The sequence below is a fragment of the Streptomyces sp. NPDC003032 genome (assembly GCF_053591415.1).
Map to the genome: position 1 here is coordinate 89,871 of NZ_JBSFTT010000015.1, position 13,540 is coordinate 103,410.

Genomic DNA, 13,540 nt, shown 5'->3' on the forward strand with positions numbered 1-13,540 from the left:
AGCCAAGAACGGACAGAGGCATGCAAGGCAAGAAGATTCTCGTCACCGGCGGGACCGGGCAGGTCGCGAGGCCCGTCGCCGAAGCGCTCGCCCCCGACAACGACGTGTGGTGCCTGGGCCGCTTCGGTGACCGGAGCGCCCGCGAGGACCTGCAAGAGCTGGGAGTCCGCACCTTCACCTGGGACATGGCCGCCGACGGCCTGGAAGGGCTGCCGGACGACTTCACCCACGTACTGCACTCCGCGGTGCACCGGGGCGACGGCCGCGACTTCGAGGAGACCGCGCGGATCAACGCCGCGGGCACCGCACGGCTGATGACCCACTGCTCCACCGCCGAGGCGTTCTTGTACGTGTCGTCCGGCGTCGTCTACGACCGGGCCGACCGCACCCACCGGTACCGCGAGAGCGACCCCCTGGGCGGGGCGGCACCGTGGCTGCCGACATACCCCGTCGCCAAGCTGTCCGCCGAGGGCGTGGTGCGTGGCCTGAGCGAAGCGCTCGCGCTGCCCGCGGTGATAGCCCGGCTCAACATCGCCTACGGCGTGCACGGCCACGGCGGCGTACCGATGATCCTGTTCGACCAGATGCGCGCGGGGAAGCCCTGCGCGGTGCCGCTCGAAGGGCAGAACTACTGCAATCTGCTGCACACCGACGACCTCGTCCGTCAGGTGCCGCTGCTGTGGGGCGCGGCGCGGGCGCCCGCTCGGGTGCTGAACTGGGGCGGCGACGAAGAGGTCGGCATGACCGACCTGCTGGAGTACATGTCCGCGCTCACCGGGGTGCCGCTCCGGCTGGACCGCAGCGACTGCAGCCGGGAGACCGCGATATTCGACCATGACGCCCGCCGCCGCCTGATAGGCGAATGCACCGTCGGCTGGAAGGCGGGGATCGCCCGCACCTTGGCCGAGTTGTTCGACGAGTACCGCGACCGCGTCGAGAAGTACGTCGCCGAACACGCCACCGATGTCCGTAGGGAGCGGGGATAGCATGCGCAGGCCTGTGGACATCGACGCGTTCCAGCATGTGCTGTGCGCGGCCCTCGGTTCCGACGTACCCGTGTGCTCCCTGGACCGGCTGGGCCAGGGCGAGGGCGGGTTCGTGGCCCTGGACCCCAAGGTGCTCCGGCATCCCACCCTGGTCGGCGGCGGAGCGCTCTACACCCCGACGAGCCCCGCCCCCACCCCGCGGGCCCTCGACGCGCTGCTGGGGCGCGCGGAGTCGCTGGGCGTGTCGCAGGTCCTCGTGCCGAACGTGCGTCGCACGGACGACACGGCCGCGCTGCGGGCGGCCGGCCTCGTCCCCGTCGCGGCCGGCAGCGAGTGTGTCGTCCGGCTGACCGGGGAGGTGGACGACGTACTGCGCCACCGCGTCGGCTCGAACCAGCTCCGCGACCTCCGCCGCCGCCACCGCGCGGTCTCCCGCGAACTCACCTGGGAGCGGATTCCGCTGGCCGCGCTGGACGCGAAGCCGTGGGCGCGGGACGCCTTCGTCGACCTCCACCGGCGTCAGGCGGAGCGCCGGGGCAGCCGCCACAACCCGTACAGCGCCGAGGCCCTCGACGCGCTGGTGCGCGGCGGGCCCGCGGAGCACATGGAGATGGTCGTGCGCCGCCGCGAGAGCGCCGTCGTCCAGGCCGGGCTCCTGGCGCGGTCCCACAACGGCCGGGGCGTCCACCACCTCACCCAGGCCACCGATCACGGAGACCCTGTCGCGCGCCGCAACCTCTACCTGGCGAGCCTGTACGCGCTGTACCTGGAGGCCCGGCGCTCCGGCCTCGACTGGGTCCACCTCGGCCGGGGCGATGTCCGGCGCATGCGCCGTCTCGGCGCCGACCTGTTCGTCCCCCTCGACCACTGGCTGCGCGCCGACGGCCTCCTCCCTCTGGAGGAGGGGGAGGCGGAACCGGCGCTGTCGCGCTTCGCGGCTCCTCCGGTCGCGACGGTGCCCGTCCCGGGGCCGGCCCGCTTCCGTCACCGGCCGCGCTTCGACACGGTCGACCTGTCGAGCAACACCAACCCGTTCCTGGGGGCCGAAGGCCAGTACCCCCATCTCGACACGGCGGAGCTGGCCAGTACGTACCTCTCCACGATCGCGAAGCTGCCCGGCCACGCAGGCGTCGGCGCGCTGAGCACCGATCACCTGCTGTTCACCAGTGGGGCGGTCGACGCCGTCATGCTGCTTCTCGCGGCGCTCGCCTCGCCCGGCGAGCCCGTCTGCGTCACGCCGCCCACCTTCGAGCTCTACGCCCACTTCGCCCGCCTCCTGCGGCTGCCCGTCGTCGAGGCACCGCTGCGCGGCGACGACCTGTCCGGGCTCGACACCGAGCGGATCCTGGCGGCGGATCCGCGGGTGACGATCCTGTGCGATCCGAACAACCCCGTCGGGACGCGGCTCGACCGGGCGCGGGTGCTCGACCTCGTCACGCGTACCCGCGGCCTTGTGGTGATCGACGAGGCCTATGTCGAGTTCAGCGAGCACTCTTCGTACGCCGGTCTCGTCGCACGGCACGACAACCTCATCGTGCTCAGGACCCTCTCGAAGGCATGGGGTCTCGCCAGCGCGCGCTGCGGGATCGCGCTGGCCCGGCCCGGGATCGTCGACGCGCTGCGGCGGGTGCAGGTGCCGTTCGGTTTCACGGACGCGTCGCAGCGCGCCGTGCGGGACCGGCTGACCAACTCCCGCCGGGCGCTCGCCGCCATGCGGCTCATCCGTGCCGAGCGCGACCGGATGGCCGCCGCCCTGGCCGGTCATCCGGCGGTGGAGCGGGTGTTCCCCTCCGAGGCCAACTTCCTGCTGGTCCGGCTCCATGGGCACGAGCGCGTGATGGCACAGCTCCGCGACGCGGGGATCATCGTCGCCGACACCGGACGGCTCGTCCCCGCCACGTGCCGCGTCTCCATCGGCACCCGGCGCGCGAACGACATGCTGCTCGACGCGCTCACCTCGGCGCTCTGAACAGACACCCGATCTGAACAGACACCCCGAAAGGACCCGGTTCGTGGGCAACGACTCATCCTCCGCCTCCTCCTCCGATGCCTCTCTCACCAGCACCGTCGTCGCCAAAGGTTTCGCTCGCTGGAGTCCCGAGCTGCACACGGAGTTCGACGACAACGCCCACCACGACCGGGTGGGCCAGACGCTGGTGCACGAGACCGACCTGGTGCGCGTCTGGGAGACCCACCTCCAGCCCGGGGAGCGCCTTCCCGTTCACCGGCATGTGCGGGACTACTCCTGGACGGCCCTCACCGGCGGCCGGGCCCGTCAGCACGCGAGCGACGGCACCAGTCGGGAGATCTCATACGTCCGCGGCCAGACCCTGCACTTCCGTTGCGACGGCGGCCGCCACCACCTCCACGACCTCAAGAACATCGGCGACGACGTGCTGTCCTTCCTGACCGTGGAGATCAAGGGCGGGGCGGGGGAAGATCCCGGACCCCGCTGAAGTTAGTAGAAACGTGAACGACATCGGGGTAGGAGACGCGGCCGCCGCCGCAGCGGCACAGGACGTGGACGTGGTCGTCATCGGCGCGGGTCAGGCGGGGCTGTCCAGCGCCTACCACCTGCGGCGGGTCGGCTTCGAGCCGGACCGCGACTTCGTGGTCCTCGATCACGCGCCCCGGCCCGGCGGCGCCTGGCAGTTCCGGTGGCCTTCCCTGACGTACGGGAAGGTGCACGGCATGCACGCGCTCCCCGGCATGGAGCTGACGGGCGCCGACCCCGCGCGCCCTTCGTCGGAGGTCGTCGGCGAGTACTTCACGGCGTACGAGGACCGCTTCGACCTGCGGGTACGGCGCCCCGTCGATGTGCGCAAGGTGCGCGAGGGCGAGAGCGGACGGCTGCTCGTGGAGACCTCGGCGGGTGCTTGGTCGACGCGTGCGCTGATCAACGCGACGGGCACCTGGGACCGGCCGTTCTGGCCGCGCTATCCGGGCCAGGACACCTTCCTGGGGCGCCAGCTGCACACGGCCGTCTATCCGGGGCCCGGGGCCTTCGCGGGACAGCGGGTGATCGTCGTCGGCGGTGGCGCCTCGGGCACGCAGCACCTGATGGAGATCGCTCCGTACGCGGCGCGGACCACCTGGGTCACGCGGCGCCCGCCGGTGTTCCGCGAGGGGCCGTTCGACGAGAACTGGGGACGCTCGGCGGTCGCCATGGTCGAGGAGCGCGTACGTCAGGGGCTGGCGCCGCGCAGTGTGGTGTCGGTGACCGGCCTGGCCGTGAACGACGCGATACGGCAGGCGCGCGCCGACGGGGTCCTCGACCGGCTGCCGATGTTCGACCGGATCACGCCGAGGGGCGTCGAGTGGGACGACGGGCGCCGTGTCGACGCGGACATGATCCTCTGGGCGACCGGCTTCCGCGCCGCGATCGACCACCTGGCTCCGCTGCGGCTGCGCGAGACGGGCGGCGGTATCCGCGTGGACGGCACCAGGGCCGCCGCAGACCCCCGCGTCCACCTGGTGGGGTACGGGCCTTCGGCCAGCACGATCGGCGCCAATCGCGCGGGGCGCGCGGCCGTACGAGACATCCAGCGGCTGCTGGCGGGGGCGCCGGCCGCCGTATGAGCCGACGCCCGGGACCACTCCCCTCGCGGGCGGGTCAGGAGCGGCGGCTCTGCTTGCTGTTCCTGGTGGACTCCACGACGTTCTTCTGGTGCTCCTCGAAGTTCGCCGTGAAGCGCGTGTCCCCCGGCTTCACCGTCACGAAGTACAGCCAGTCCCCCGCGGCCGGGCTGATCGCCGCGCGCACCGCCTCTTCACCCGGATTGCTGATCGGCGTGGGCGGCAGTCCCATGCGCGCATAGGTGTTGTACGGGCTGTTGGCCTTCGTGTCAGGGCCGCTGTCGACCTTCGTGTCACGGCCCCCGGTGGCCGGCGTGGAGCGGTTGAGGGCGTAGTCGATGGTGGAGTCCATCTGCAGGGGCATGCCCTTGTCCAGGCGGTTGTAGATGACCCGGGCCACCTTGCCCATGTCCGCCTTGGAGTCCGCCTCAGCCTCGACCATGCTGGCGATGGTGACGGTCTGGTAGACGTTCACAGCGTTGCGGTCGGCACCCGCCGTGACATGGCCGCCGCTGAACTTCTTGTTCGCGGTGTTCACCATGTACGACAGGACGGACGCCGGCGTCGACTGGGAGCTGATCGGGTACGTCGTCGGGAAGAGGTACCCCTCCGGGTTGCCCCCGGCGTCGCCGGGGAGTCTGAGATCGGCCTTCGGCAGGGCCTTCTTGGTGGTGCCCGCGGGCACCTTCAGGGCCTTGTCCACAGCCGCGTACACCTGGCCCGACCGCCAGCCCTCGGAGATGGTCAGGGACTCGGGGCGCCCGTCGTCGTCCGGGAGCAGCAGCGGCACCGCCACGGCGGTGGCCGCCACGACGGCTCCGGTCGCGATCAGGGCGGTCCAGCCCCGCCGCGTCAGTCGAATCGTGCCCCGTCGCGGTTTCTTGGTCTGCATGGGGGCACATTAACCCGCAAATACGCTTATTTACGACATATCTTTATGGCGTCGGCTCCAGTTGGGCGTCTCTGCGGACGAGGGCGGCGTACCGCCCGTCACGGGCCAGGAGTTCCTCGTGGGTGCCGCGCTCCGCGGTGCGCCCCGCGTCCAGGACGACGATCTGGTCGGCGCCGCGGACGGTGGAGAGCCGGTGGGCGATGGTGAGGGTGGTCCGGTCGGCGGACAGGGCGTCGATGGCTTCCTGCACGGCCCGCTCCGTGCGGGTGTCCAGGGCGCTGGTCGCCTCGTCGAGGATGAGGACCGGCGGATCGCGCAGGATGGTGCGGGCGATGGCCAGGCGCTGCTTCTCGCCGCCGGAGAAGCGGTGGCCGCGCTCGCCGACGACCGTGTCGTAGCCGTCGGGGAGCGACGCGATGTGGTCGTGGATCTGGGCGGCGCGGGCCGCGGTGACCAGCTCCTCGTCGGTGGCGTCAGGCTTGGCGAAGCGGAGGTTGTCGGCGACCGAGGCGTGGAAGAGGTACGTCTCCTGGGAGACCACGCCGACCGCGCGGGCGAGGGTGTCGAAGTCCAGGTCGCGCACGTCGACGCCGTCGAGGGTGACGCGGCCGCCCGTGACGTCGTACAGCCGGGGGACGAGGTGGCTCAGGGTGGACTTGCCGGAGCCGGTGGACCCGACGACGGCCAGGCTGCCGCCGGCGGGTATCACGATGTCGATGCCCTGGAGCGTGGGCCCGGACGTGTCGTCGTAGCGGAACTCGACGTCCTCGAAGCGGACCTCGCCCTTGATCGCGTCGAGGCGGACCGGCTTCTCGGGCTCGGTGATGTCGACGCTCAGGTCGAGGTACTCGAAGATGCGCTGGAAGAGGGCGAGCGAGGTCTGGATCTGCACGCCGGTGGAGAGCAGGCTCACGGTCGGCCGGAACAGGCCCTGCTGGAGCGAGACGAAGGCGACGAGTGTGCCGATCGAGACGGTCGGCCCGCCCATCCGGAACGCGAGGCCCGCGCTCCAGTAGATGACGGCGGGCATGGCGGCCATCACGATCGAGATGACGGCCATGCGCCAGCGGCCCGCCATGTTCGACCGGATCTCCAGGTCGACCAGCTGCTCGGACTCGTCGGCGAAGGACTTGGTCAGCGAGTCGGCGCGGCCCATGGTGCGGCCGAGGACGATGCCGCTCACGGAGAGCGATTCGGTGACGGTCGCGGCCATGACGGCCATCTGCTTCTGGCGCTGCGTGGCGATCTTCTTGCGCTCGCGGCCGACGCGTCGGCTGATCCACACGAACGCCGGGAGCAGCAGCAGCGAGACGACGGTCAGGCGCCAGTCCAGGGCGAGCATGGCGGCGATGGTCGCGATCACGCTCGTGAGGTTCGAGACGAGGGAGGTCGCGGTGGAGGTGACGGTCGCCTGCATGCCGCCGATGTCGTTGGCGATGCGGGACTGGACCTCGCCGGTGCGGGTGCGGGTGAAGAAGGCCAGGGACATGCTCTGGAGCCGGCCGTAGACGGCCGTGCGCAGGTCGTGCATGACCCGCTGCCCGACGGACGTACTGATCAGGGTCTGCAGGACGCCGAAGACGCTCGTGACCACCGCGCTGAGGATCATGCCGAGCGCGAGCAGGCTCAGCAGGCCCGTGCGCCCCTGCGGGATCGCGGTGTCGAGGATCTCCTTGAGCAGGAAAGGGGTCGCGACCGAGACGAGGGATGCGGCGCAGACCAGCAGGCCCACGACCGCGAGGCGGCCTCGGTAGGGGCGGAAGAGGCGGAGGATGCGGCGCATCTGGCGCGGCGGTTCCTGGCCGGGGGCCTGGGGTGGCGGCGTCCAGGTCGGTTCGTCGTGACGCATGGGCTCCTACGGGAGTCGGGCGTTGATATTCAGAGAGCTTAGCTCACAGTTACCTATATTCACAATGTACTAGGTCCTGATAATGTTCCGGATATGAGCACCCCGGACACCGACGGCCCTCTCGCCGAACAGCTGCTGCGGCTCACCCGCAGGCTGCACCGCATCCAGAAGCACCACCTGGAGCCGGTGGGCGTCACCCCGGCCCAGTCCCGGCTGCTGCGCACCCTCGCGCACTTCGAGGGGCCGCCACGCATGGCCGACCTCGCACAGCGCCTCGAAGTGGTCCCGCGCGCCGTGACGAGCCTGGTCGACGGCCTGGAGGCGAGCGGCCTGGTGCGCCGGGCGCCGGATCCGAGCAATCGCCGCGTCATCCGGATCGAACTGACCGATACGGGACAAGATGCCCTGAAGAAGCTGCGCGGCGCACGTCGGGCCGCCGCAGAGGACATCCTGGCTCCGCTGACCGCCGACCAGCGCGCGGTCCTCGGCGGTCTGCTGTCCGCCCTGCTCGACGACCCCGAAGGTCGTTGCTGACACCGCCTGGTCGTCGCTGACACCGTCAGGTCGTCGCCGACACCGCCAAGTGGTCGCCGACACCGCCAGGTCGTCGCTGACACCGCCGAGGAGAGCCCATGCCGCTGCTGGAGCCCGAGCCGGACACCCTGCGCCCCCCACCGCGCGAACAGGACCCGTCACCCGATCGTGTGCCGGACCGGCGGGCCACCGGCACCCCGGAACCGCTGCGCTCCGAGCTGACCGCGCTGCTCGGCGCGGACAAGGTCCTCACAAAGGTCTCGGACCTGGTGCGGTACGCCTCGGACGCCAGTCCCTACCGCTTCGTGCCGCAGGTAGTGGTCGTCCCCGTGGACATCGACGACGTCTCGGCCGTCCTGTCGTACGCGCACGGCAAGGGCCGCGAGGTCGTCTTCCGCGCCGCGGGTACGTCGCTGAACGGCCAGGCCCAGGGCGAGGACATCCTCGTCGACGTGCGCAAGCACTGGGCGGGCGTCGAGGTGCTCGGCGCGGGCGAGCGGGCGCGCATCGCTCCCGGCACCACGGTCGTGCGCGCCAACGCCACACTCGCCCGGTTCGGCCGGGTGCTCGGCCCCGACCCGGCGAGCGCGATCGCCTGTACGATCGGCGGCGTCGTCGCGAACAACGCCTCGGGCATGACGGCGGGCACGACCCGCAACTCCTACCGCACGGTCGCCTCGCTGACCTTCGTCCTGCCGTCGGGCACGGTCGTGGACACGGCAGAGCCGGACGCCGACGAACAGCTGGCGCACGCGGAGCCCGCCCTGTGCGAGGGGCTGCTCGCGATCAAGCGGGAGATCGAGGCGGACGCCGAGCTGGTGGCCCGGATCCGCGCCAAATACCAGATCAAGAACACCAACGGCTACCGCCTCGACGCCTTCCTCGACGGCACGACTCCCGTGGAGATCCTGCGCGGTCTGATGGTCGGCTCCGAGGGCACCTTCGGCTTCATCTCGGAGGTCGTCTTCGACACGCTGCCGCTGGACCGGCACACCAGCACCGCCCTGCTCTTCTTCCCCTCGCTTCCGGCGGCCGCCGCGGCGGTGCCGCTGTTCACCGCGGCGGGCGCGCTCGCCGTCGAGCTGATGGACGGCAACACCCTGCGCGCCTCGGTCAGCGTGCGGGGCGTGCCCGCCGACTGGGCCGGGCTCCCGAAGTCGACGACGGCGCTCCTGGTGGAGTTCCGGGCGCCGGACGAGACCACGCGGGAGGCGTACGAGGCCGCCGCGGCCAAGGCCCTGGAGGGGCTTGAACTGGTCGCCCCGGTCCCGTCGGTGACGAACGCCTTCACACGCGACGCGAAGACGATCGGCGGCTACTGGAAGGCGCGCAAGGCGTTCGTCACGGCTGTCGGCGGCACCCGCCCCTCGGGGACCACGCTGATCACCGAGGACTTCGCGGTGCCCCCGAGTCGGCTCGCCGAGGCCTGCGAGACCCTTCTCGACCTCCAGACGCGGCACGGCTTCGACACCGCCGTCGCGGGCCACGCCGCACACGGCAATCTGCACTTCCTGCTCGCCTTCGACGCGGCGCTGCCCTCCGACGTCGCGCGCTACGCCGCCTTCATGGACGAGTTCTGCCGCCTGACCGTGGAGCGCTTCGACGGCTCCCTGAAGGCCGAGCACGCCACGGGCCGCAATCTCGCGCCCTTCCTGGAGCTCGAATGGGGTCCCAAGGCCACGGAGTTGATGTGGCGCACCAAGGAGGTCATCGACCCGGACGGCGTGCTCGCCCCGCGCATCGTCCTCGACCGCGACCCCAAGGCCCATCTGCGGGGCCTGAAGACCATCCCGAAGGTGGAACCGATCGCGGACCCGTGCATCGAGTGCGGCTTCTGCGAACCCACCTGCCCCAGCGAGGACTTGACCACGACGCCGCGCCAGCGCATCGTGCTGCGCCGCGAGATGATGCGCCAGGCTCCGGGCTCCCCCGTCGAGGACGGCCTCGTCGAGGCGTACGGCTATGACGCCGTGGACACCTGCGCGGGCGACTCGACCTGCGCGCTGGCGTGCCCGGTCGGCATCGACACGGGCGCCCTCATGAAGGACTTCCGGCACGCGCGCCACTCGCCCCGTGAGGAGAGAATGGCCGCCCTCGCCGCGAGGAACTTCAAGGCCGTCGAGGCGTCCGCGCGGCTCGCGGTGGCCGCCGCCGACAGGATCAGCGACCGGTTGCTCACCGCGGTGACCCGTACCGCCCGCAGAGCCGTACGTCCCGACCTCGTGCCGGAGTGGCTGCCGCGGATTCCCGGCGCCTCCGTACGCAAACTGCCGCGCACCGAGCGTGTGGGCGCCTCCGCCGTCTACTACCCGGCGTGCGTCAACCGCATCTTCGGCAGCCCGGGCGACCGCTCCCTGGCCGAGGCCGTCGTCGCCGTCTCCACGCGCGCGGGCAAGCCGGTTTGGATTCCCAACGATGTCGCGGGGACGTGCTGCGCGACGATCTGGCACTCCAAGGGGTACGACGCCGGGAACGTCCTCATGGCCAACCGCATCGTCGAGGCCGCCTGGGGCTGGACCGCGGGCGGCCGTCTGCCGCTGGTCGTCGACGCCTCGTCGTGCACGCTCGGCATCGCGCACGAGGTGGTGCCGTATCTGACGGCCGACAACCGCGCGCTGCACCGGGAGCTGACGGTCGTCGACTCGATCGTGTGGGCCGCCGACGAGCTGCTCCCGCACCTGACCGTGCACCGCACGATCGGCTCCGCGGTCCTGCACCCCACGTGTTCCATGCGGCACCTCGGTGACGAACCACAGCTGCGTGCCGTCGCCGAGGCCTGCGCGGACGAGGTGGTGGTACCGGACGACGCCGGGTGCTGCGCGTTCGCGGGTGATCGCGGCATGCTCCACAGGGAACTCACCGAGTCGGCCACCCGCCGGGAGGCCGCGGAGGTCACCGCCCGCTCCTTCGACGCCCACCTCTCGGCGAACCGCATGTGCGAGGTGGGCATGGATCATGCGACGGGCCGGGGCTACTGCTCCGCGCTGCTGGAGTTGGAACGGGCGACGCGGCCGGCGCTGGGCTGAGGAGCTTCTCTACGGGGCTGAGGGTCTTCTCTGCTCGGCTGAGGGTCATCTTGCTCGGCCGAGGGTCTTCTCTGCTCGGCTGAGGGTCATCTTGCTCGGCCGAGGGTCATCTCTGCTCGGCTGAGATCCTTCTCTTGTCTCAAGGAAATCCAACTCCCCGACCACTCCAGCCTCTTGCATCCCCGCCGTAGCCCCATCAGGGTGGCTTCCGCCCCAGTGGTAGAGACCACCCGACTTACAGCTACGGAGGTCCGATGCACGACGAGAACGCGACACCGACCCCTGACGGCGCCACCCCCGAGGAAGGCGCCGCGGGCATACCGGGAGACGGCCATTCGCGCCGCACGGTACTGCGCACGGCGGGCCTCGCCGGAGCCGGGCTCGGAGTCGGCGCCTTCGCGGGCGGCACCGCACACGCCGACACCCCGGGCGCCGCCCCAGCCGCCGCCCCGGACACGGCGCAGGCGTCGGCATCGGCGCCGGCGCGCGAGGGCGAGACCATGATCGGCGTGCCGTTCCAGCGGCGCTCCACGGTACGGGTCGGGATCATCGGGCTCGGCAACCGCGGCGGCTCCATGATCGACCTGTTCCTCGCGCTTCCGGGCGTACGCGTCGTCGCGCTCTGCGACCCGGTCAAGGAGAAGACCGCGGCCGCCGCGAAGAAGGTCACCGCCGCGGGCCAGCCGGCCCCGGCGACGTACACCAAGGACGAGCACGACTACGAGAACCTGTGCCGGCGCGGGGACATCGACTTCGTGTACGTGGCGACGCCCTGGGACTCCCACTTCGCCATCTGCAAGTCGGCGATGCTGGGCGGCAAGCACGTGGGCGTGGAGTGCCCCCTCGCCATGCGCCTGGACGAGCTGTGGGAGCTGGTGGACCTCTCGGAGCGGACCCGCAGACACTGCATGCAGCTGGAGAACTGCTGTTACGGCAAGAACGAGATGCGCGTCCTGCGGATGGCACACGCGGGCAAGTTCGGCGACCTGCTACACGGCGCGGGCGCCTACAACCACGATCTGCGCGGCCTGATGTTCGACCCCGACTACTACGAGGGCCCGTGGCGCCGCCTGTGGCACACGCGGCTGCGCGGCGACCTCTACCCCAACCACGGCTTCGGCCCGGTCGCCAACTACATGGACGTCAACCGCGGCGACCGCGTCACGCACATCTCCAGCTTCGGCACGCCCGCCCTCGGCCTCGCCGAGTACCGCGAGGCACACATGCCGGCCGGCGACCCGAGCTGGAAGGAGACGTACATCGAGAGCGACCGCACCATCAGCCTCGTACAGACGGCGAAGGGGCGGGTGATCCGCCTGGAGCACGACGTGTCGACCCCTCACCCCTACAGCCGGATCAACAGCCTCGGCGGCACGAAGGGCGTCTTCGAGGACTACCCCGCCCGCATCTACATAGAGCCCGACCACACGAACGACCAGTGGGCCGACTTCGCCAAGTACGCCGACTTCGACCACTGGCTGTGGAAGGAGCACGCCAATCCGCCGGGCGGGCACGGCGGCATGGACTACATCATGATCTTCCGGCTGATGCAGACCATGCGGCTCGGCCTCGTCCCGGACTTCGACGTGTACGACGCCGCGACGTGGACGGCGCCCGTGCCGCTGAGTCACCTCTCGATCAAGGCGAAGGGCGCGCCGCAGGCGATCCCCGACTTCACGCGCGGACTGTGGAAGAAGGCGCGTACGGGAGTGGACTCGCAGAAGCCGGAGGCGTAGCGAGCGCCAGGGCCCCCTTCCGCGCGGCGCTCAGCAGCGCAGCCGGTCCTCCGTCAGAACGCCCTGCACGGTGGCCGGCGTGCGGTCGTGGCAGCCGCCGTCGCCGTACTGCCGGTAGCGCTCGCGGGAGGTGCCCACCGCGTGCCGCTCCTCGCGCGGAACGTTGGAGATGTACGAGGCGTCACCGTCGTAATGGTCATCGGTCATCGGTCATCGGTCACCGGTCATCGGTCACCGACCACCCGATCCGCCGGTCGCCACGTGTCGAGACGCTCTCGGCGCGATCACCGAGGGAGATCTCCGTACGCAGCCGGTCATCCGCGCCGAGCGTCGTCGTGCCGTCCATCGTGTACGTCCGGTCGGTCCGTACCGCCCGGCCGCCCGGCCGCCCGTCGTGACCGTCTCACGGTCGGTCCAGGTGGCCTTGAGCGCGTCCAGCGCCTCGCCCTCGGTCCATCGGTGCACCGAGGTGTTGGCGAGGGTGCGCCTCACGGTCGTGGTGACGCGGCCGTGCGAGGTGTTCAGATGACCGGGGACGCTCAGACGGTGGCCGCCCTCGGTGACGACGTTCCCGATGAACATCTCGACCCGCCGGTCGCGGCCCAGCGTCTCGCTGTAGCGGGTGACGTCCTTCTCCACGGACCAGGTGATGCCGTCGGGGGACGGCTGCGGAGTGGAGGTGCGGAACACTTCTACGCCCCCGATGCGCAGGTAGCCGAGACGGTCGTACTGCCTTCCCTTCACCTTGCCGTCCAGGCGCAGCACCACCTTCTCCCAGCGGTCACCGCACCCGCGGGGTGGCGTGTAGTCGCCCTCGTACGGCGTGAAGTCCTTGAAGCGCGCCTCGGCGACCGTGACGTCGCAGCGGCGAGGGTGACCCCGAAGAGCATGGACATGACGCGTCTTCTCATGGGGGCCTACTAAGGGCAGTTCGCGATCAC

The 13,540-nt window shown here is 71.0% G+C and carries 9 protein-coding genes and 1 pseudogene; 7 read left to right on the forward strand and 3 right to left on the reverse strand.

Annotated features, from left to right (window positions below):
• Positions 1 to 20: 20 nt before the first annotated feature.
• Genes ACWDZ7_RS22090 through ACWDZ7_RS22105 form a run of 4 tightly spaced genes read left to right on the forward strand, consistent with a single transcriptional unit; the run spans position 21 to position 4,565 of the window.
• Complete coding sequence (locus tag ACWDZ7_RS22090; protein WP_451799091.1) at positions 21 to 986, forward strand: NAD-dependent epimerase/dehydratase family protein; 966 nt, start codon at positions 21 to 23, stop codon at positions 984 to 986.
• Position 987: 1 nt separating this feature from the next.
• On the forward strand, positions 988 to 2,955 hold the full coding sequence (locus ACWDZ7_RS22095) for an aminotransferase class I/II-fold pyridoxal phosphate-dependent enzyme (protein ID WP_451799092.1): 1,968 nt from the start codon (positions 988 to 990) through the stop codon (positions 2,953 to 2,955).
• Between the two features lie 43 nt (positions 2,956 to 2,998).
• Positions 2,999 to 3,442 (forward strand): hypothetical protein, encoded by a 444-nt coding sequence (locus ACWDZ7_RS22100; protein ID WP_451799094.1) that lies wholly within the window; start codon positions 2,999 to 3,001, stop codon positions 3,440 to 3,442.
• Positions 3,443 to 3,455: 13 nt separating this feature from the next.
• Positions 3,456 to 4,565: an NAD(P)-binding domain-containing protein gene (locus ACWDZ7_RS22105; RefSeq protein ID WP_451799096.1), complete on the forward strand. Its 1,110-nt coding sequence runs from the start codon at positions 3,456 to 3,458 to the stop codon at positions 4,563 to 4,565.
• A gap of 34 nt (positions 4,566 to 4,599) precedes the next feature.
• Here ACWDZ7_RS22105 and mltG read toward each other — a convergent pair whose 3' ends face one another.
• Positions 4,600 to 5,454 carry an endolytic transglycosylase MltG gene (mltG, locus tag ACWDZ7_RS22110; protein WP_451799097.1) on the reverse strand — a complete coding sequence of 285 codons (855 nt, stop codon included), beginning with the start codon at positions 5,452 to 5,454 and terminating at the stop codon, positions 4,600 to 4,602.
• A gap of 43 nt (positions 5,455 to 5,497) precedes the next feature.
• Complete coding sequence (locus ACWDZ7_RS22115; RefSeq protein ID WP_451799099.1) at positions 5,498 to 7,303, reverse strand: ABC transporter ATP-binding protein; 1,806 nt, start codon at positions 7,301 to 7,303, stop codon at positions 5,498 to 5,500.
• A 93-nt stretch (positions 7,304 to 7,396) separates the two neighbouring features.
• On the opposite strand from ACWDZ7_RS22115, the gene ACWDZ7_RS22120 reads away from it, so the two are divergent.
• From ACWDZ7_RS22120 to ACWDZ7_RS22130, 3 genes are all read left to right on the forward strand, one after another.
• On the forward strand, positions 7,397 to 7,837 hold the full coding sequence (locus ACWDZ7_RS22120; RefSeq protein ID WP_451799100.1) for a MarR family winged helix-turn-helix transcriptional regulator: 441 nt from the start codon (positions 7,397 to 7,399) through the stop codon (positions 7,835 to 7,837).
• A gap of 98 nt (positions 7,838 to 7,935) precedes the next feature.
• Positions 7,936 to 10,863: an FAD-binding and (Fe-S)-binding domain-containing protein gene (locus ACWDZ7_RS22125; RefSeq protein WP_451799102.1), complete on the forward strand. Its 2,928-nt coding sequence runs from the start codon at positions 7,936 to 7,938 to the stop codon at positions 10,861 to 10,863.
• Between the two features lie 254 nt (positions 10,864 to 11,117).
• A complete protein-coding gene (locus ACWDZ7_RS22130) occupies positions 11,118 to 12,599 on the forward strand; it encodes a Gfo/Idh/MocA family protein (RefSeq protein ID WP_451799103.1) in 1,482 nt (493 codons plus the stop codon).
• Positions 12,600 to 12,629: 30 nt separating this feature from the next.
• On the opposite strand, the pseudogene ACWDZ7_RS22135 reads toward ACWDZ7_RS22130, so the two are convergent.
• Positions 12,630 to 13,469: pseudogene (locus tag ACWDZ7_RS22135) on the reverse strand (peptide-N4-asparagine amidase); the annotation flags it as partial.
• Positions 13,470 to 13,540: the final 71 nt, after the last annotated feature.

Coding starts and splice junctions, on each gene's coding strand:
- ACWDZ7_RS22090 (WP_451799091.1), top strand. CDS start 21: ATGCAAGGCAAGAAGATTCTCGTCACCGGCGGGACCGGGCAGGTCGCG.
- ACWDZ7_RS22095 (WP_451799092.1), top strand. CDS start 988: ATGCGCAGGCCTGTGGACATCGACGCGTTCCAGCATGTGCTGTGCGCG.
- mltG (WP_451799097.1), bottom strand. CDS start 5,454: ATGCAGACCAAGAAACCGCGACGGGGCACGATTCGACTGACGCGGCGG.
- ACWDZ7_RS22115 (WP_451799099.1), bottom strand. CDS start 7,303: ATGCGTCACGACGAACCGACCTGGACGCCGCCACCCCAGGCCCCCGGC.
- ACWDZ7_RS22120 (WP_451799100.1), top strand. CDS start 7,397: ATGAGCACCCCGGACACCGACGGCCCTCTCGCCGAACAGCTGCTGCGG.
- ACWDZ7_RS22125 (WP_451799102.1), top strand. CDS start 7,936: ATGCCGCTGCTGGAGCCCGAGCCGGACACCCTGCGCCCCCCACCGCGC.
- ACWDZ7_RS22130 (WP_451799103.1), top strand. CDS start 11,118: ATGCACGACGAGAACGCGACACCGACCCCTGACGGCGCCACCCCCGAG.